Raw genomic sequence first — 18783 nt, 5'->3', positions numbered from 1 at the left:
CCCGTTCCATTGTCAGGCCCCCGTGGTACTGTCTGCTCCCCTCGTTGGAAAGCCCCGGATTTGTAAGGATTTCCTCAATTCGCGAGCCTGTCGCCCAGATAGTCCTTCAGCGTTGCGCGTGTCCCCTTCTGCTGGAGGGACGCAAGCGCATTGGCAAACCGCCGGGTGAAGCGGTCGGACACAGCGACCGTGCCAAAGATATCCTTCAGGGCGAGGAAGGCGTTCGGATCGTTCTTGGCCGACGTCGCCGCGGCACGGATGCGGTCGATATTGGGGTCGTTGAAGGCGATGTCCTTGCCGCTGTCCGTCTTGCCGGCGAGGTAGTGGCACCAGAGCGCCGAGACGAGCGACAGGCCGATGACGTCCTCGCCGCGCGCCAGCCGATCGGCAGTGGACGGCAGGATGAATTTCGGCTGGCGGTTGGAGCCGTCCTGCGCAAGGCGCGGGATCGTATCGGCGATCTTCGGATTGGAGAAGCGCCGCTCGATCAGCGCATAATAGTCGTTGAGGTCGGTATCCGGCACGGGCGGGATGACGGGGATGATTTCCTCCCGCTCCAGCTTGGCGAGAAAGGCGCGGATGTCGACATCCTCCATCGCCTCATGGACGAAATGGATGTCGAGCAGCGCGGCCGGATAGGCGATCGCCGCATGGCCGCCGTTAAGGATGCGGATCTTCATGTGTTCGTAGGGCGCGACATCAGGCACGAACTGCACGCCGGCCTTCTCCAGCGCCGGGCGCCCCTCCGGGAAGTGATCCTCCAACACCCATTGCTTGAACTCTTCGCAGAAGACCGGCCAGGCATCATCGATATCGTACTCGTCGGCGACGATACCGATCTCGCGTGGCCCCGTCGCCGGCGTGATGCGGTCGACCATGCCATTCGGGAAGGCGACGTTGGTGTCGATCCAGTCGGCAAGCGCGGGATCGGAGAGGCGCGCGAGGCCGGAAATGGCGGCGTGCGTGACTTCGCCGTTGCCGGGAATGTTGTCGCAGGACATGACGGTGTAAGGCGCGAGGCCGGCATCCTTGCGCGCCTTGAGACCGGCGAGGATGAGCCCGAACACGGTTTTGGGATCGCCGGGATTGGCGGCGTCGGCGGCGATCGCCGGATGGCCGGGATCGAAGACGCCGGAGGCCGGATTGATGAAATAGCCGCCCTCGGTGATGGTCAGCGAGACGATGCGGATGGCGGGATTGGCAAGCTGTGCGATGGTCGCCGCAGCATTGCCGGGCTCGAGATAGCCGATCATGGCGCCGGTGACACGCGCGCCGGAACGGTTGTTGTCCTGCTCGACGACCGTCGTCAAAAAATCCTGCCCGGCGAGTTTTTCGCGCATGGCGGCGTCGGACGGCAGCACACCGGCCCCGATGATCGCCCAGTCATGGTCATGGCCGAGGTTGAACAGGTCGTCGAGATAGATCGCCTGGTGCGCCCGGTGGAAATTACCGACGCCGAAATGCACGATGCCCGCCTTGAGGGCCGAGCGCTCATAGGCCGGAACGGCAGCCGTCCTGGCAACCTCTTTGAGGGTGGCGAGCGACAGTTTCGTGGTCATGGTCCGTTCCTTCCGGTCTCGTCTGCTGGCAAGGTCCGCGCGGTGCGGGCCTCAGCTCATCCAGTTGCCGCCGTCGACATTGTAGGTTTGCGCGACGATGTAGTTGCTCTCCTGGGAGGCCAGGAAGACCGCCATGCCCGTCAGATCCTCGGCGGTGCCCATACGGCCGAAGGGCACTTCCGCACCGACCAGGCGCTTCTTCTCGCCGCGCGGCCGGTTCTCGTATTTGGCGAACAGCGCATCGACACCGTCCCAGTGCTCGCCATCGACCACACCGGGCGCGATGGCATTGACGTTGATGCCGTGTTTGATGAGGTTCAGCCCCGCAGACTGGGTGAGGCTGATCACCGCCGCCTTGGTGGCGCAATAGACACCGACCAGCGCTTCGCCGCGCCGCCCGGCCTGACTTGCCATATTGATGATCTTGCCGCCGCGCCCCTGCGCGATCATCTGCTTTGCCGCCGCCTGAAGGGTGAAGAGCGTGCCGGCGACATTGATCGAGAACAGCTTTTCGTAGCTTTCACGCGTGATCTCGACGATCGGCGCCAGATCGAACAGCGCGGCATTGTTGACGAGGATGTCGAGGCCACCGGCCTCCTTCACGCAGGCCGCGATGGCAGCGTCGATGGAAGCCTGCCGCGTCACGTCCATCTCCACGGCATAGGCCGCCGGTCCGATTTCGTCGGCCGTCGCCCGCGCCCGCTCGATAGCGATGTCGGCGATGGCGACGCGCGCACCCTCCCGCACATAGGCTTCCGCGAAACTGCGGCCGATGCCACGCGCCGATCCCGTGATCAGCGCGCTTTTGCCCTCCAGCCGTTTCATCGGATCGCCTTCCCGGCGTCGTCAAAGCGATGGAGGCGCGTTGTGTCGGGCGTGAGAAAGACGGTATCGCCGTGGGTGACGGGAAAGTCGCCACCGGCGCGCACGGTCATCATGCCGATGCCGTCGGTATTGACATGCAGGAACGTGTCCGAGCCGAGATGTTCGGCAACGCCGACCACGCCTTTCCACGTCCCGCTCTCCTTGGAGAGGCGGATATGCTCGGGTCGGATGCCGACGGTGGGCGCATTGTACGGCTTGGCCGCCTCGCCCTTGACGAAATTCATGCGCGGCGAGCCGATGAAGCCGGCAACGAAGAGATTGTCGGGCTTGTTGTAGAGATCGAGCGGCGAGCCGACCTGCTCGATATTGCCGGCGTTCAGCACGACGATCTTGTCGGCCATGGTCATGGCTTCCACCTGGTCGTGCGTGACATAGATCATCGTCGTCTTCAGCTGATGATGCAGTTCGCTGATTTCGAGCCGCATCGTGCCGCGCAGCGCCGCATCGAGGTTCGACAGCGGCTCGTCGAAGAGAAAGGCCGACGGCTCGCGCACGATCGCCCGGCCGATGGCCACGCGCTGGCGCTGACCGCCGGACAGTTGCCCGGGCCGCCGCTCCAGGTAGTTGGTGAGGTTGAGCACGCGTGCGGCTTCCGTCACCTTCTTGTCGATGATGGCAGGATCGGTCTTCGCCATCTTCAAGGGGAAGGCGATGTTGTTGCGCACCGTCATATGCGGATAGAGCGCATAGGACTGGAACACCATGGCAAGCCCGCGCTTGGCAGGCGCCGCCGACGTCACGTCCTTGCCGTCGATCTCGATGGTGCCGCTGGTGGTATCCTCAAGGCCCGCGATGAGGCGCAGCAGCGTGGACTTGCCGCAGCCCGACGGGCCGACGAAGACGACGAACTCGCCGTCTTCGATGGCAAGGTCGATGCCCGGGATGACCTGCGTCGTGCCGAAGGACTTGTTGACTTTCTTCAGGATGATCTTGCCCATGATGGTCCCTCCCCGAGGTCTGTTCGTTACTTCACGGCGCCGAAGGTGAGGCCGCGGACAAGCTGTTTCTGGCTGAACCAGCCCATGATCAGGATCGGGGCGATGGCGAGCGTCGAAGCTGCCGAGAGCTTGGCCCAGAAAAGACCCTGAGGGCTCGAGAACGAGGCGATGAAGGCGGTCAGCGGCGCGGCGTTCGTCGTCGTCAGCCGGATCGTCCAAAAGGCTTCGTTCCAGGCGAGGATGATGTTGAGCAGCATGGTCGAGGCTATGCCCGGCACCGCCATCGGGGTGAGCACGTAGACGATCTCGCCCCAGAGCGAGGCTCCATCCATGCGCGCGGCCTCCAGGATCTCGCCGGGGATTTCCCGGAAATAGGTGTAGAGCATCCAGATGACGATCGGCAGGTTGATCATCGTCAGCATCACGGTGAGGCCGATACGGCTGTCGAGCAGGCCCGTGTCGCGGAAGATCAGGTAGATCGGCACTAGCACGGCAACGGCAGGCATCATCTTGGTCGAGAGCATCCACATCAGGATGTCCTTGGTCTTCGCCGTCGGCGAGAAAGCCATCGACCAGGCGGCCGGTACGGCGATCAACAGCGCCAGGAGCGTCGAGCCGAGCGACAGAATGACCGAGTTCAGGAAGAACTTGAAATAGTTGCTCTGCGCCTGCACCGCCGCATAGCTCTCGACCGTACCCGAAGGCAGAAGGTTGAAGCCCTGGATTGCCTCGGTCTCGGACTTGAAGGAAGTGATGATCGTATAGAGGATCGGGAAGAAGATGATCAGCGCGATGATCCAGGCGGCGATGGTGAAGACGACGGTTCTTCTTGTTGAGACGGCTCTAGCCATGGTCTTGTCCCTCTCTCACTTGTCCAGGTTCTTGCCGACGGCGCGCATCAGGAAGAAGGCGACGATGTTGGCGAGGATGACGGCGATGATGCCACCGGCCGAGGCGCCGCCGACGTCGTAGCCGAGGAGCGCGGTGCGGTAGATCAGGAACGGCAGGTTGGTCGAGGCATAACCCGGACCGCCATTGGTGGTGACGAGGATTTCCGCGTAGACGCCGAGCAGGAAGATCGTCTGGATCAGGATGACGACGGTGATCGAGCGGGCGAGATGCGGCAGCGTCAGGTAGACGAAGCGCGACACGAAACCCGCGCCGTCCATTTCCGCCGCCTCCTTCTGCTCGCCGTCGAGCGATTGCAGCGCGGTGAGCAGGATGAGGGTCGCAAAGGGCAGCCACTGCCAGGCGACGATGATGATGATCGAGAACAGCGGATATTGCGCGAACCAGTCGACAGGCTGCAGGCCGACGGCGCGGTTGATATCCGCCAGCACCCCGTAGCCCGGATGCATGATCATGTTCTTCCACACGAGCGCTGCCACCGGCGGCATGACGAAGAAGGGCGAGATGATCATGATGCGCACGATGCCCTGCCCCCACATCGGCTGGTCGAGCAGAAGCGCGATGGCAATGCCGCCGATGACGGTGATGAAGAGCACGCCGACGACGATCACGAGCGTATTCCAGATCGACTGGAAGAAGGCCGGGTCGGTGTAGAAGTACTGATAGTTGAACAGCCCCGCCCAGCTGACATTGGCCGGGTTCAGGAGGTTGTAGTTCTGGAACGAGAACCACAGCGTCATCGCCAGCGGCACGATCATCCAGACCAAAAGCAGCCCCACAGAGGGCGCCAACATCAGACGCGCCAGCCCGCGCGTGTTCTCCGTCGCCATGATTTCCTCCCGAGAGCCGGTCCGGCCGGCCTGTGCAGTCACGACATCATTCCAGGGCGGAGCCGCCCCTCATCCCCCTACCCGGACCTTCTCCCCGCAAACACGGAGAAGGGGCAGAAAGGAGCGCCCATCGTTCCTCTCCCCACTTGCGGGGAGAGGATGCCGGCAGGCAAGTGAGGGGCAAGCGCCGGAAACAACACCCCGTCTATCGGCTGCCCGGAGCACGTCCGGGCAGCCTGTCCTTGGGGAGGAGGTATTACTTGATGTAGCCGGCGCGGGTCATTTCGCGGGTGGTGACCTGCTGGGCCTGGGCGAGCGCGTCGTCAACCGACATCTGGCCGGCGAGCGCCGCCGAGAAGAGCTGGCCGACCGTCGTGCCGAGACCCTGGAATTCCGGGATGGCGACGAACTGCACGCCGACATAGGGCACCGGCTTGACGGCCGGGTTCTTCGGATCGGCAGCATTGATCGAGTCGAGCGTCATCTTGGCGAAGGGTGCCGCCTTCTCATACTCGGCATTTGCATAGAGCGAGGAGCGCGTGCCCGGAGGAACGTTCGCCCAGCCTTCCTTTTCGGCGACGAGCTTGGTGTAGTCCTTGCTGGTCGCCCAGGCGATGAACTTTTCCGCCGCCGCGGTCTTCTGCGAGCCGGCCGGAATGGCGAGGTTCCAGGCCCAGAGCCAGTTGCCGCGCTTGCCGAGACCCGTATCGGGAGCGAGCGCATAACCGACCTTGTCGGCGACCGTCGATTCCTTGGGGTTAGAGACGAAGGAGGCGGCAACCGTGGCGTCGATCCACATGCCGCAATTGCCCTGCTGGAACAGCGCCAGGTTCTCGTTGAAGCCGTTCGACGATGCGCCCTGCGGGCCGGCGTCGGCCATCAGCTTGACGTACATGTCGAGCGTGTTCTTCCATTCCGGCTGGTCGAACTGGGGCTTCCAGTTTTCATCGAACCAGCGGGCACCGAAGGCGTTGGACGTGGCGGTCAGGAACGCCATGTTCTCGCCCCAGCCGGCCTTGCCGCGCAGGCAGATGCCGTTGATGCCGGCATTGCGGTCCGTCATCTTGCGGGCAGCTTCCCCGATGAACTCCCAGGTCGGCGCGTCGGGCATGGTCAGCCCGGCCTTCTCCATCAGGTCCTTGCGGTACATGACGAAGGAGCTCTCGCCGTAGAACGGCGCGGCGTAGAGCTTGCCGTCCTCGCCCGTCAGACCCGAGCGGATGGCCGGAAGCAGGTCGTCGGCGTCGTAGTCGGCGCCGAGATTGTCGAGCGGCACGAGCCAGCCCTGCTTGGTCCAGATCGGCACTTCGTAGGTGCCGATCGTCATGATGTCGTACTGGCCGCCCTTGGTCGCGATGTCGGTCGTGACGCGCTCGCGCAGCACGTTCTCTTCGAGCGTAACCCAGTTCAGTTCAATGTCGGGGTTCTTGGTGGTGAAATCTTCCGTCAGCCCCTGCATGCGGATCATGTCGCCATTGTTGACGGTGGCGATGGTCAGGGTTTCGGCATTGGCGAAACCGCACAGGAGAGCGGCCGAGCTGACGCCCAGCAGAAGGGTTCTCAAATTCATCATCTTCCTCCCAGAAGGGTTTTGAGCATTTGCTTTGCTCATGGGCAATTACTCGCATATTGCCGCAACAAGTCAACGACCAATCGTTGCTGCACCGCACAAGGCAGGGCAGCACCTGTTGAATCTCATGGGAAATTTCTGCGTGGGAGACGGCTCTCGATCAGGCCGAAAGCAGGTGGCGGGCGGTCGATTCGTCGGTGATGACGCCGTTGATCATGCGCCCGCGCAGCGCCGCAAGCAGCGCCGTATATTTGCGCTTGCCCTTGGCAAGGCCGATGACGGTGGTCGTCTCGCGCGGCGGCAGCGGCACGGAGGCAACGCGTTCGTTGATGCTGCCGTCGAGCAGTTTGCCGTCGCGGTCGAACATCCAGCCGCAGATCTCGCCGGCGGCCCCCTCCTCCATCAGCCGCGCCATTTCCTCCGGGTCGAGGAAGCCGTCGAGGCAGAGCGGTGCATCCGCGCCGAGTTCTCCGATCCCGACGAAGGCGACGTCGGCCTGTCGGCCGAGCTGGAGGGTCGACTGCACGAGGCTCTGCTTGTGCAGGAGGTCACGCTCCTCCGTGGAGGAGACGAGAACCGGCAACGGCATCGGATAGTGCCGCGCCTTCACCGCGTCGGCCATCGAGAAGATGACGTTGTAGTATGCCGCCGAACCATCCGGCCCGATATTGCCGGTCAGCGACATGATGCGGTGCTGCGGACATTCCATCGCCGGAAGCTGGTCGATCGCCGCCTTCAGCGTGCGCCCCGTGCCGACGGCGAGCACGATCGGCTCGGCCTTCTTCAGCCAGCGCTCGATTTCCGCCGCACCGGCTTCCGCAATGCCGATCGTCGTCGAGGTCGAGCCCGGATCGCTCGGCACGATATCGACATGCACGAGCCCGAATTTCTTCCGTAGCTCCTCGCCGAGTTCCAGGCATTCAGCGATCGGGTGATCGAGCCGCACCTTGATCAGCCGCTCGGCGACGGCGAGCGAAACAAGCCGCTGCGCCGACTGACGGGAGATGCCCATGGCGGAGGCGATTTCGTCCTGCGTGCGGCCCGCGACATAGTAGAGCCAACCGGCCCTTGCCGCATCGTCCAGCCGCCCGGCTGTTTCCGTCCGCTTCGCCATGGTTTTCCCCAGATGTTCCAAAGGATTTGCTGCATCTTTTCCGGCGACCTGTCAAACGCCATGTAACGGCGCAGCTGGAACAGTATCCCGCAATGCAACACAAAAACATAACCGGATTTCTCATATTTATTTCCGCTGCAAGCACTGAAAAACCAGCATTTCTTTTGAAATTTTACCGTTTGATAAAAAAATAAACCTGAGTTACCGTTCTCTCATTCAAAAAGCCCACGCGAATGGGAGATAACTATGGGAACGACGCAATCTGGGATCCATCGGGGGCGTCTTGCGCCTGCCGAATACGACACGAACTTTTCCGACCTGCATCCACGCCTCGACGATCACGAGGCCCTGGTCGCCGCCGACCGCTGTTACTTCTGTCACGACGCGCCGTGCATGACGGCCTGTCCCACCTCCATCGACATTCCGCTGTTCATCCGCCAGATCTCGACGGGCAACCCGATCGGTTCGGCGAACACCATTTTCGACCAGAACATTCTGGGCGGTATGTGCGCCCGCGTCTGTCCCACCGAGACGCTCTGCGAACAGGCCTGCGTGCGCAACACCGCCGAGCACCGCCCGGTGGAAATCGGCCGCCTGCAGCGCTACGCGACCGACGTGGCGATGACGGAGAACAAACACTTTTACGAACGCGCCGCCCGCACCGGCAAGGCCGTGGCGGTCGTCGGGGCCGGCCCGGCGGGACTTGCCTGCGCCCACCGCCTCGCCATGGATGGCCATGACGTCGTGATCTTCGAAGCACGCGAAAAGGCCGGCGGCCTCAACGAATACGGCATCGCCACCTACAAGGCGGTCGACGATTTCGCCCAGCGCGAAGTCGACTATGTGCTGGCGATCGGCGGCATCGAGGTGAAGAACGGCCTGAAACTCGGCCGCGACTTCACCCTTGCCGATCTCACCGGCAATTTCGACGCCGTCTTCCTCGGCATGGGCCTTTCCGGTGTCAACGCGCTCGGCGCGGAGGGCGAAAACCTGCCCGGCGTCGTCGATGCGGTCGATTTCATCGCGGAACTGCGCCAGGCGACGGACAAGGCGACGATCCCCGTCGGCCGGCGCGTCGTCGTCATCGGTGGCGGCATGACGGCGATCGACGCCGCCGTACAGGCAAAGCTGCTCGGCGCCGAGGAGGTGACGATCTGCTACCGCCGCGGCAAGGAGCAGATGAACGCCTCGGAATTCGAGCAGGATCTCGCCGCCTCCAAGGGCGTGATGATCCGCCACTGGCTCCAGCCGAAACGCGTCATCGCAAGAGACGGCCATGTCGCCGGCATCGAGGTGGAATATACCGAGATGCGCGACGGCAAGCTCGAAGGCACCGGCGAAATCGGCGCGCTCGCCGCCGACCAGATCTTCAAGGCCATCGGCCAGACGTTCGAGGCCGCCGGCCTCGGTTCGCTCGCCATGGCCGGCAACCGCATCGCCATCGATGCGGAAGGCCGTACGTCCGTCGCCAATGTCTGGGCGGGGGGAGACTGCGTGAAGGCCGGCGAGGACCTGACGGTCACATCCGTCGCACAGGGCCGCGATGCGGCCGATTCGATCAACCGCATGCTGGCTGCCGGTGTGCAGCCTTCCGTTGCCGTCGCTTGAGGGAGATGAGACATGGCTGATCTTCGCAACACCTTTGTCGGCATCAAATCGCCCAACCCCTTCTGGCTCGCCTCCGCGCCGCCGACGGACAAGGCCTACAATGTCGAGCGCGCCTTCAAGGCCGGCTGGGGCGGCGTGGTCTGGAAGACGCTCGGCGAAGAAGGCCCGCCGGTCGTCAACGTCAACGGCCCGCGCTACGGCGCGATCTGGGGCGCCGACCGACGACTTCTCGGCCTCAACAATATCGAGCTGATCACCGACCGTGACCTCTACACGAACCTGCGCGAGATGAAGCAGGTGAAGATGAACTGGCCGGACCGGGCGCTGATCGCCTCGATCATGGTGCCCTGCGAAGAGGAGAGCTGGAAGGCGATCCTGCCGCTGGTGGAAGAGACCGGCGCCGACGGTATCGAGCTCAACTTCGGCTGTCCGCACGGCATGTCCGAACGCGGCATGGGCGCGGCAGTCGGCCAGGTGCCGGAATATATCGAGATGGTGGTGCGCTGGTGCAAGCAGTACACCCGCATGCCCGTCATCACCAAGCTGACGCCCAACATCACCGATATCCGCAAGCCGGCGCGCGCGGCCAAGGCCGGCGGCACCGATGCGGTGTCGCTGATCAACACGATCAACTCGATCGTGTCCGTCGACCTCGACAGCTTCGCGCCCAACCCGACGGTCGGCGGCAAGGGCACCCATGGCGGCTATTGCGGCCCGGCGGTGAAACCCATCGCGCTCAACATGGTGGCCGAGATCGCCCGCGATCCGGAAACCTACGGCCTGCCGATTTCAGGCATCGGCGGCATCACCACCTGGCGCGATGCGGCCGAGTTCCTGGCGCTCGGCGCCGGCAACGTGCAGGTCTGCACGGCCGCGATGACCTACGGCTTCAAGATCGTGCAGGAGATGATCACCGGGCTTTCAAGCTGGATGGACGCCAAGGGCCACCGCAGCCTCGACGACGTCATCGCCCGCGCGGTGCCCAACGTCACGGACTGGCAGTACCTCAACCTCAACTACATCGCAAAGGCCCACATCGACCAGGATGCCTGCATCAAGTGCGGACGCTGCCACATCGCCTGCGAGGACACCTCGCACCAGGCGATCACCCAGTTCGTCGATGGCGTCAGGCATTTCGAAGTGATGGAGGACGAGTGCGTCGGCTGCAATCTCTGCGTCAACGTCTGCCCGGTGGAGAACTGCATCACCATGGTGGAACTGGAACCCGGCGTGCTCGACCAGCGCACCGGAAAACCGGTGGATCCGAACTACGCCAACTGGACGACGCATCCGAACAACCCGATGGCCAGGCAGGCTGCGGAGTAGAAAAAGCCTCGTCGCGGGAAGTTCAGGCTTTCCGCGACGCCTCGTAGAGTGCAACGAGATCATCAAGGGGTATGCCGTTCAGAGTGGCGCCGGCGAGCCTGCAATTCGTGAACTCGACCCCAGAAAGATTGACGTTTTGGAATTGGGACCCCGACAGGTTCACGTCGTTGACACGCCACCCGGACATGTTGCTGTCATTGAAGCGAGCGCCGGAGAAGTTGATCTGGTTGAAGGTGACACCTGACAAGTTCGCGTCATTGAAAACCGAACCCGAGAGATTGGTATCGTTGACATCCAGGACATGCGTCACGCGATGAAGCTTCATTCCCTGCTTCCTTGATAGAACCCAGTGATCGTCGACTTGGGAGTCTATCGTAAACGTCACGCATGCAAACTCAAGCCGGGGCTATGCGACACACCCGTTGCAGCGAGGCTTCGGATCAAATGCGAAGCCGCTCTCACCCAAAGAAATTGAAGCTCTGCCCGGCGCTGTAGGCCAGCAGCGCCAGCCCGGCAAAATAGACGATCGTCATCACCACCATGCCATAGCCGGCCAGCACCACCAGCCCGTCGCGCTGCGAAATGCCGGCGGCCAGCAGCAGGATGGCGACGCCCGGCAGCGTGTTGGAGAAGGGAATGAGCCCGAGCGGCGCCATGAGAAGAACCCCCGCCCCCATCAGCACCAGGCCGTTGACGCGGTTCATCACCGCGCCTGACGTCAGCCCCGTCATGCGCGGCTTGAAGAACCGGTCGAACTTGCGCAGGAATTTCACGCCGCGCTCCAGCACCGGCCGCAGCTTGCCGCTTTCCAGCCGCCGGTCGGCGACCTTTTGCGGCAGCCAGGGCAACCGGTTGAGCGTGATCGCCGCGCTGATCAGGACGATACCGGCACCAAAGACAGTGGAAACGCCAGGGATCGAGACCGGGAACAGAAAGGGCAGCGACAGAAAGGCGCAGAGCAGGAGCAGGCCGCTTTCGCCCATCATCGCGAGCAGATCGCGCAGCGTGATGTGCTCGCCCTTGATCGAGTGGATGATGTCCTCGAGCAGTTCGCTCGTCTTGCGGTCCGTGTCCTTGAAGCCGATGGCCGTCGTCATGCAATGTCCTCTCGCGTGCCGCCGCCTATGGGCGGCGATTGCGGCTTTCCTGTGGGAGTGGCGCGCCCCGAATTTTCGCTGTTGCGGATGCAAAACAGCTACGCACACATGCCGGATTTGCTCTATGAGCATGCCGCACCGCAGACAATAGGGTGATTTTCTTGACGAAGCGTATGCCGGCCCCGGCGGGCCTCTCCATCCATGCAAAAGGCCGCGAAAAGCTGAAGGGGCATCTCGCCATGCTGCTCTTTGCGGTGCTGATCGCCGGCTCCTTCTCCTTCGGGGGCCTTGCGGCGCGCTACATGGAGGCCGAGCCGCTCATGCTCTGGCGCTACATCCTGACCGTCGTCGTCATGGCGGCGCTCGCCTTCGGCGCCTTCAGGGTTCCGCTGACGCTGCCGAAGCAGGCCTGGCGCTTCCTGCTGCTCGGCGGGCTGATCGCCATCTACATGCTCACCATGTTCATGGCGCTGGAGTTCACCAGCCCCGTCGCCACCGGCGCGGTTTTCACGCTGATGCCGCTCCTGAGTGCCGGCTTCGCTTTGCCGGTGCTCGGCCAGAGGACGCGGCCCGGCGTACTCGCCGGTCTCCTCATCGCCGCGGCCGGCGCCGTGTGGGTGATTTTCCGGGGCAATATCGATGCCATCCTCGCCTTCGATGTCGGCACCGGCGAGATGATCTTCTTCGTCGGCGTCGTCTGCCATGCGCTCTACGTGCCACTGATCCGCCGCTTCGACCGGGGCGAATCGGCCGTCGGCTTCGGCTTCTGGGTAACGGTGGGCGCAACGCTCTGGTTGATCCCGCCAGGTATCCGAAGCTTGATCGCAACGGATTTCTCCGCCCTGCCCGTCGCTGTCTACGCTGCCGTCACCTATCTGGCCGTCGTCACCACGGCCGGCACGTTCCTGCTCCTGCAATATGCCTCGATGCGCCTGCCGGCCTCCAAGCTGCTGGGCTACGGCTATCTGACGCCGAGCTTCATCATCCTGCTCGAAGGCATTCTGGGTCACGGCTGGGCGAGCCTGCCAGTCCTGGCCGGCGCCCTCGTCACCGCCTGCGGCCTGGCGCTGATGGCGCTTCTGCCGGACTGATCCGGCTCGGAAAAGGCGTCAGACCGGCTCTTCGCTGACATTGAGACCGCCGATGAAGAGTTGTTCGAGGAAGCGCGCCGCATCCTCGAACCGGCCCTCGCCGGCCTGATCCTGCCCGAGCACGGCGCGCACCTGCACGTCGAAGTCGGCATAGTGCTGGGTGGTCGACCAGATCGAGAAGATCAGGTGATACGGGTCGCATTTGGCGATCTTGCCCGCCTTCGCCCAGGTGCGGATGACTTCCGCCTTCTCGTCGACGAGAGACTTCAGCGGCCCCTTCAGTTCGTCCTCGATGTTCGGCGCGCCCTGCAGGATTTCATTGGCGAACAACCGGCTTTCGCGCGGAAAATCGCGCGCCATCTCCAGTTTGCGCCTGATGTAACTGCGGATTTCCGACACCGGGTTGCCTTCCGCATCGAATTCGCGCAGCGGATCGAGCCAGGTATCGAGCACCCGGTTGATCAGCGCCCGGTGCATCGCCTCCTTGGTACGGAAATAGTAGAGCAGGTTCGGCTTCGACATGCCGGCCACCTCGGCGATCTGGTCGACGGTGGCACCGCGAAAGCCGTGCAGCGAGAAAACCTCCAGCGCCGCCTCGAGGATCTGCTCCTCCTTCGCCTCCTGGATGCGCGTGCGCCGCTGTGTCCTCGCCGCCCTTGGTAATGCCATCGTGCCCCCTCGGCCTTGCCCGTCGAACCGGAAAAGTGCCGCCAAATTCACCAGTTTAACCAGCCGCCATTTTCTTCGGCGCAGCCCAAGTTTTTGGTTTTTCGGCTTGAGTGCCGCAACGGAAGCTGTAATGTTTACCAACCGGTCAAATTATCAGCCAGTTATCACACAAAGGCAACTGCTGATCGGAAGGCGCAAAACAACAACGGCGCCGCCAGCCGGTGGGAACGAGAATGGGGCTGCAAAAGTCCGACGACATGGGAGCATAGACATGGCCGCACCCGGCGAGAACATGCGTGTCAACGCGGACCGCCTGTGGGATTCCCTCATGGACATGGCGAAGATCGGCCCCGGCATTGCCGGTGGCAACAATCGCCAGACACTGACCGACGCCGACGCCGAAGGCCGACGCCTGTTCCAGGCCTGGTGCGACGGCGCGGGCCTCACCATGGGTGTCGATACGATGGGCAACATGTTCATGACGCGCCCGGGCACCGATCCCGACGCCCTGCCCGTCTATGTCGGCTCGCATCTCGACACCCAGCCGACGGGCGGCAAATATGACGGCGTGCTCGGCGTGCTGGCGGGCCTTGAGGTCGTGCGCTCGCTGAACGACCTCGGCATCCGCACGAAACACCCGATCGTCGTCACCAACTGGACGAACGAGGAAGGCGCCCGCTTTGCACCAGCCATGCTGGCGTCAGGCGTTTTTGCCGGCGTGCATACGCAGGATTATGCCTATGGTCGCAAGGACCCCGAGGGCAAGGTTTTCGGCGAGGAGTTGCAGCGCATCGGCTGGATCGGCGACGAAACGGTCGGCGCGCGCAAGATGCACGCCTATTTCGAATATCACATCGAGCAAGGCCCGATCCTGGAAGCGGAAGGCAAGGACATCGGCGTCGTCACCCACTGTCAGGGCCTGTGGTGGCTGGAATTCACGCTGACCGGCCGCGAGGCGCATACCGGCTCGACGCCGATGACGATGCGCGTCAATGCCGGCCTCGCCATGGCCCGCATCCTCGAAATGGTGCAGACCGTCGCCATGGAGAACCAGCCGGGCGCCGTCGGCGGCGTCGGCCAGGTGTTCTTCTCGCCCAATTCGCGCAACGTGCTGCCCGGCAAGGTCGTCTTCACCGTCGACATCCGCTCGCCGGACCAGAAGAAACTCGACGGCATGCGCGCCCGCATCGAGGCAGAGGCGCCGAAAATCTGCGCGGCGCTGGGCGTCGGCTGTTCCGTCGAGGCGGTCGGCCATTTCGACCCCGTCACCTTCGATCCGACCCTCGTCGCCACCGTGCGCAAGGCCGCCGAAGACCTCGGCTACAGCCACATGAACATCATCTCCGGCGCCGGCCATGACGCCTGCTGGGCGGCAAAAGTCGCGCCGGCCACGATGATCATGTGTCCCTGCGTCGGCGGCCTCTCGCACAACGAGGCGGAGGACATTTCCAAGGAATGGGCCGCCGCAGGCGCCGACGTGCTGCTCCATGCGGTGATCGAGACTGCCGGCATCGCCGAGTGATCTTTTGCCGCCCGGTCTGTCGGGCGGTCTCGCGCTTTGTGCGCCACCAAAAATCGAGACAGGGAGCGGACCAACATGAGCACAGTCATCAAGGGCGGAACCATTGTCACCGCCGACCTCACCTACAAGGCGGACATCAAGATCGAGGGTGGGAAGATCATTGAGATCGGTCCTGATCTTTCCGGCGACGAGGTGCTGGATGCGGCGGGCTGTTATGTCATGCCGGGCGGCATCGATCCGCATGTGCATCTCGAAATGCCCTTCATGGGCACCTATTCGGCCGATGATTTCGAGAGCGGCACGCGCGCCGGGCTTGCCGGCGGTACGACCATGGTGGTCGATTTCTGCCTGCCTGATCCCGGCCAGTCGCTGCTCGATGCGCTGAAGCGCTGGGACAACAAGTCGACCCGCGCCAATTGCGACTATTCCTTCCATATGTCGGTGACCTGGTGGAGCGAACAGGTCTTTGACGAGATGAAGGCCGTGGTCGAGGAAAAGGGCATCAACACCTTCAAGCACTTCATGGCCTACAAGGGCGCGCTTATGGTGAACGACGACGAGATGTTCGCCTCGTTCCAGCGCTGCGCCGCGCTCGGCGCCCTGCCGCTCGTACACGCGGAGAACGGCGATGTCGTCGCGGCGATGCAGGCGAAACTGATGGACGAGGGCAACAACGGGCCGGAAGGCCACGCCTATTCGCGCCCGCCGTCCGTCGAGGGCGAGGCGACAAACCGCGCCATCATCATCGCCGATATGGCGGGTGCGCCGCTCTATGTGGTGCACACCTCCTGCGAACAGGCACATGAAGCCATCCGCCGGGCCCGGCAGAACGGCATGCGCGTCTACGGCGAGCCGCTGATCCAGCACCTGACGCTCGACGAAACGGAATATTTCAACAAGGACTGGGACCACGCCGCACGCCGCGTCATGAGCCCGCCCTTCCGCAACAAGCAGCACCAGGATTCGCTCTGGGCCGGCCTTGCGAGCGGCTCCTTGCAGGTGGTGGCGACCGACCATTGCGCCTTCACGACGGACCAGAAGCGCACCGGCGCCGGTGATTTCCGCAAGATCCCGAACGGCACCGGGGGCCTTGAGGACCGCATGCCCATGCTCTGGACCAACGGCGTCAACACCGGCCGGCTCACCATGAACGAGTTCGTCGCCGTCACCTCCACCAACATCGCGAAGATCCTCAACGTCTATCCGCGCAAGGGCGCCATCCTCGTCGGTGCGGATGCGGATATCGTCGTCTGGGATCCGAAGCGGTCGAAGACCATCTCGTCGAAGAACCAGCAGTCCTCGATCGACTACAACGTCTTCGAAGGCAAGGACGTCGTCGGCCTGCCACGCTTCACCCTGACGCGCGGCGTGGTCGCCATCGAGGAATCGACCGTCAAGACGCGCGAGGGCCACGGCCAGTTCGTTAAGCGCGAGCCCTTTGCCGCCGTCAACAAGGCGCTGTCGACCTGGAAGGAGATCACCGCGCCACGCAAGGTCGAGCGCAGCGGCATTCCGGCGAGCGGCGTATGATCCGCAGCGGCCGCCTCACCCTTCTTCTCGGCATCGCACTCGCCGGTTCGGCGGGGGCGGCAGCCGATCTTGTCGATGGCAGCTATGGCAACAAGGAAGGCTGCCACTATGCCGAGACGGGTGAATCCTCCGGTGCCGATTTCTTCTTCCTGCTGAACAAGGAAGGCGTCACCACCGCGGCCTCCTTTTGCGAATTCAAGGGCGACGGGAAACAGGTGGATGGCGCGACGAAGATCGCCGCCGAGTGCCACGAGGAGGGATACGAGGAGACCACGCCGCACGAACTGACGCTGACACCCGAGAGCGGCGGCTACACCGTGAGCTTTCCGGACGGCACGCGCTGGGGGCCGCTGATGCGGTGCAAGACGTGAGGATTGGGCCGCGGCGATATACCCCCCTCTGTCCTGCCGGACATCTCCCCCTCAAGGGGGGAGACCGGCCCCGTGGCCTGATCTCCCGCTCTCTAAATCGCAACCAGCGCCTCGAGATGCGGCAGGAGCACCACGCTCTCCTGCTCGTGGGGATCTGTCCGAGCGATGACCGCCGAAGCCGGCTGGTCGGAAAGGTTTGCCGGCAGATGCGGCACGCCGGCGGGGATGTAGAACATCTCGCCCGCCCTGACGACGACATGGTTCTCCAGTCGCTCGCCGTACCAGGTGTGGGCCTCGCCGGAGAGCATGTAGATCGCCGTTTCGTGGCTCGCATGCATGTGCGCCTTCGCCCGTCCGCCCGGCGGAATCGTCAGGAGATGCATGCAGATGCCGGAGGCGCCGACCGTCTCCCGGGCAATCCCTTCGAAATAGCTGAACCCCTGTTTTCCGTCATACGTGCCGCCCGGGCGCACCACCCGGCATTCGGCCTTCGCGTCCACCGCCATCGTCTCCCCCGGCTCCAGCGTGAGAATTCCGTGCTCAAAGTGATACCGCAGACAATGCCGATTGCAATGCTGAGAATGGACATGCAGTCTGCCGCAACCCGCGCCGAAAGATGACCGTCATGTCCCATGCCACGCCTTCCAGCACCGTCGTCTCAGCAAAGGACCTCGGCCTGACCTTCCAGACCGCCGATGGCCCCGTGACGGCGCTGACCGGGGTAAACCTTGCCGTCGAGAAAGGCGATTTCGTCTCCTTCATCGGCCCTTCCGGCTGCGGCAAGACGACCTTCCTGCGCGTCATCGCAGATCTCGAAAAGCCGACGTCAGGCAAGATCACCGTCAACGGCATGACGCCGGAAGAAGCCCGCAGGCGCCGCGCCTATGGCTATGTCTTCCAGGCCGCCGCGCTCTATCCCTGGCGCACGATCGAGAAGAACATCGCCCTGCCGCTGGAGATCATGGGCTACTCCAGGGCCGACCAGAAGGCCCGCATCGAGCGCACGCTCGATCTCGTCAACCTGTCGGGCTTCGGCAAGAAGTATCCCTGGCAGCTCTCCGGCGGCATGCAGCAGCGTGCCTCGATCGCCCGCGCGCTCGCCTTCGATGCCGACCTTCTCCTGATGGACGAACCGTTCGGTGCGCTCGACGAGATCGTGCGCGATCATCTCAACGAGCAGCTCCTGAAACTGTGGGCCGCCACCGAAAAGACGATCTGCTTCGTCACCCACTCGATCCCCGAGGCCGTCTACCTCTCGACGAAGATCGTCGTGATGAGCCCCCGCCCCGGCCGCGTCACCGACGTGATCGAATCGCCCCTACCGAAGGAGCGTCCGCTCGGCATCCGCGAAACGCCGGAATTCCTCGAAATCGCCCACCGGGTGCGCGAGGGGCTGCGCGCCGGCCACAGCTACGAGGAGCACGCCTGATGAAGCTCTCCTTCGTGCTCTGGCTGTTCGGCGCGACCGCCGTCTTCATCACCGCAGCGACCGCTTCGCGCGCCTATATCGGCACCACGAACATCCTCTACCTGCTGTTCTCCCTGGCGCTCTACATCGTCGGCAACCTGATGATGCTGAAACTGATGCGCGAAGGCGGGCTTGGCATTGCCATTTCGCTCTCCGCCATTACCCAGTTGCTGCTGATCAATGTCATTGCCTTCCTGTTCTTCGGCGAACGGCTCAGCAGCACGCAGCTCGCCGGCGTCGGCCTCGGTATTCTGGCCATGGGGCTGATGCTGCTGCCCTCCCCGGCAAGGAGCTGA

19 protein-coding genes are annotated in these 18783 nt (G+C 63.5%); 8 read left to right on the top strand and 11 right to left on the bottom strand.

What is annotated here, in order from left to right; all coding sequences use genetic code 11:
* Positions 1-74: 74 nt before the first annotated feature.
* From P9A16_RS02440 to P9A16_RS02410, 7 genes are all read right to left on the bottom strand, one after another.
* Positions 75-1559 (bottom strand): mannitol dehydrogenase family protein, encoded by a 1485-nt coding sequence (locus P9A16_RS02440; RefSeq protein ID WP_023516520.1) that lies wholly within the window; start codon positions 1557-1559, stop codon positions 75-77.
* A 51-nt stretch (positions 1560-1610) separates the two neighbouring features.
* Positions 1611-2384, bottom strand: coding sequence for an L-iditol 2-dehydrogenase (locus tag P9A16_RS02435; protein ID WP_023516519.1), 774 nt, complete (start codon positions 2382-2384; stop codon positions 1611-1613).
* Positions 2381-3382 carry an ABC transporter ATP-binding protein gene (locus tag P9A16_RS02430; protein WP_023516518.1) on the bottom strand — a complete coding sequence of 334 codons (1002 nt, stop codon included), beginning with the start codon at positions 3380-3382 and terminating at the stop codon, positions 2381-2383. The genes P9A16_RS02435 and P9A16_RS02430 overlap by 4 nt, the downstream gene beginning before the upstream one ends.
* 26 nt (positions 3383-3408) lie before the next feature.
* Positions 3409-4233 carry a carbohydrate ABC transporter permease gene (locus tag P9A16_RS02425; RefSeq protein ID WP_024270841.1) on the bottom strand — a complete coding sequence of 275 codons (825 nt, stop codon included), beginning with the start codon at positions 4231-4233 and terminating at the stop codon, positions 3409-3411.
* 15 nt (positions 4234-4248) lie between these two features.
* Entirely contained in the window at positions 4249-5121 is an 873-nt protein-coding gene (locus tag P9A16_RS02420) for a carbohydrate ABC transporter permease (RefSeq protein ID WP_023512974.1), read from the bottom strand.
* A gap of 256 nt (positions 5122-5377) precedes the next feature.
* A complete protein-coding gene (locus tag P9A16_RS02415) occupies positions 5378-6691 on the bottom strand; it encodes an ABC transporter substrate-binding protein (protein ID WP_023512975.1) in 1314 nt (437 codons plus the stop codon).
* A gap of 160 nt (positions 6692-6851) precedes the next feature.
* Entirely contained in the window at positions 6852-7805 is a 954-nt protein-coding gene (locus P9A16_RS02410) for a sugar-binding transcriptional regulator (RefSeq protein ID WP_023514930.1), read from the bottom strand.
* Between the two features lie 246 nt (positions 7806-8051).
* Here P9A16_RS02410 and P9A16_RS02405 point away from each other — a divergent pair, with 246 nt between their 5' ends.
* Together P9A16_RS02405 and preA are read left to right on the top strand one after the other, a co-directional pair.
* Positions 8052-9413 (top strand): NAD(P)-dependent oxidoreductase, encoded by a 1362-nt coding sequence (locus P9A16_RS02405; protein ID WP_023515010.1) that lies wholly within the window; start codon positions 8052-8054, stop codon positions 9411-9413.
* Between the two features lie 12 nt (positions 9414-9425).
* The gene (gene preA / locus P9A16_RS02400; RefSeq protein ID WP_023515009.1) at positions 9426-10739 is read left to right on the top strand and encodes an NAD-dependent dihydropyrimidine dehydrogenase subunit PreA; all 1314 of its coding nucleotides are present in this window, start codon (positions 9426-9428) and stop codon (positions 10737-10739) included.
* 22 nt (positions 10740-10761) lie between these two features.
* Here preA and P9A16_RS02395 read toward each other — a convergent pair whose 3' ends face one another.
* Both P9A16_RS02395 and P9A16_RS02390 read right to left on the bottom strand, forming a co-directional pair.
* A complete protein-coding gene (locus P9A16_RS02395; RefSeq protein ID WP_024270840.1) occupies positions 10762-11064 on the bottom strand; it encodes a pentapeptide repeat-containing protein in 303 nt (100 codons plus the stop codon).
* Between the two features lie 133 nt (positions 11065-11197).
* Positions 11198-11836: an exopolysaccharide biosynthesis protein gene (locus tag P9A16_RS02390; protein WP_023515510.1), complete on the bottom strand. Its 639-nt coding sequence runs from the start codon at positions 11834-11836 to the stop codon at positions 11198-11200.
* Between the two features lie 161 nt (positions 11837-11997).
* Between P9A16_RS02390 and P9A16_RS02385 the strand changes: the two genes are divergently transcribed.
* Entirely contained in the window at positions 11998-12927 is a 930-nt protein-coding gene (locus P9A16_RS02385) for a DMT family transporter (protein WP_245290399.1), read from the top strand.
* Between the two features lie 18 nt (positions 12928-12945).
* Here P9A16_RS02385 and P9A16_RS02380 read toward each other — a convergent pair whose 3' ends face one another.
* Positions 12946-13596 carry a TetR family transcriptional regulator C-terminal domain-containing protein gene (locus P9A16_RS02380; RefSeq protein ID WP_023515508.1) on the bottom strand — a complete coding sequence of 217 codons (651 nt, stop codon included), beginning with the start codon at positions 13594-13596 and terminating at the stop codon, positions 12946-12948.
* Positions 13597-13867: 271 nt separating this feature from the next.
* Here P9A16_RS02380 and P9A16_RS02375 point away from each other — a divergent pair, with 271 nt between their 5' ends.
* The 3 genes from P9A16_RS02375 (at position 13868) to P9A16_RS02365 (ending at position 17019) form a co-directional block, all read left to right on the top strand.
* On the top strand, positions 13868-15118 hold the full coding sequence (locus P9A16_RS02375; RefSeq protein WP_023515507.1) for a Zn-dependent hydrolase: 1251 nt from the start codon (positions 13868-13870) through the stop codon (positions 15116-15118).
* A gap of 75 nt (positions 15119-15193) precedes the next feature.
* Positions 15194-16648: a dihydropyrimidinase gene (hydA, locus tag P9A16_RS02370; protein ID WP_024270839.1), complete on the top strand. Its 1455-nt coding sequence runs from the start codon at positions 15194-15196 to the stop codon at positions 16646-16648.
* Positions 16645-17019, top strand: coding sequence for a hypothetical protein (locus P9A16_RS02365; protein ID WP_023514105.1), 375 nt, complete (start codon positions 16645-16647; stop codon positions 17017-17019). The genes hydA and P9A16_RS02365 overlap by 4 nt, the downstream gene beginning before the upstream one ends.
* A gap of 92 nt (positions 17020-17111) precedes the next feature.
* Here the strand turns inward: P9A16_RS02365 and P9A16_RS02360 are convergent, their stop codons facing one another.
* Positions 17112-17525, bottom strand: a complete 414-nt coding sequence (locus tag P9A16_RS02360; protein ID WP_023514106.1) for a cupin domain-containing protein — start codon at positions 17523-17525, stop codon at positions 17112-17114.
* Positions 17526-17644: 119 nt separating this feature from the next.
* Between P9A16_RS02360 and P9A16_RS02355 the strand changes: the two genes are divergently transcribed.
* A complete protein-coding gene (locus P9A16_RS02355) occupies positions 17645-18448 on the top strand; it encodes an ABC transporter ATP-binding protein (protein ID WP_037407945.1) in 804 nt (267 codons plus the stop codon).
* Positions 18448-18783, top strand: a complete 336-nt coding sequence (locus P9A16_RS02350) for a transporter (protein WP_023514108.1) — start codon at positions 18448-18450, stop codon at positions 18781-18783. The genes P9A16_RS02355 and P9A16_RS02350 overlap by 1 nt, the downstream gene beginning before the upstream one ends.

It is taken from the genome of Shinella sp. 838 (genome assembly GCF_029623935.1).
Classification (GTDB): Bacteria; Pseudomonadota; Alphaproteobacteria; order Rhizobiales; family Rhizobiaceae; genus Shinella.
This window is presented reverse-complemented; position numbering and strand designations above follow the sequence as displayed.